At 47.5% G+C, this 335-nt stretch carries 1 protein-coding gene; it reads right to left on the bottom strand.

The window, feature by feature from the left end:
- Positions 1 to 335: hypothetical protein (locus BTM36_RS28230; RefSeq protein WP_217349514.1), on the bottom strand; the 335-nt coding region annotated here is incomplete at both ends.

A 335-nucleotide genomic window follows, 5' to 3' on the forward strand; every position in this document is an offset into this window, starting at 1 on the left:
AGGTGGGAAGGTACCAGAAAATAAATACTCTTACCACCCTTCTCTTCTCCTTTTATTTTTTTTTTTTTCCCTCCCTCTCCCTCCTCCTCTTTTCCCTTCTTTTCCCTTTCTTTCTTCCTTTTCCTCTTCCTCTCTTTCCCTTCTTCCCCTCCCTTCTCCTTCCCCTTCTCTCTGAACCAGGGCTTGGAGGATGCGTCGGCACACTTCTTTTCCTTCCTCTCCCCTTTCCCCCTTTCTTTCTCCTCCCCTCTTTTTCTCTCGTCCTCCTCCTCCCTTCTCTCCCACTTCTCTTCTTTTCTTTTTCCTTCTGCACTGATGGCGATGATTTCGACATC

Origin of the sequence: Herbaspirillum sp. VT-16-41 (assembly GCF_001994935.1) — a bacterium.
Taxonomy (GTDB): domain Bacteria; phylum Pseudomonadota; class Gammaproteobacteria; order Burkholderiales; family Burkholderiaceae_D; genus Herbaspirillum; species Herbaspirillum frisingense.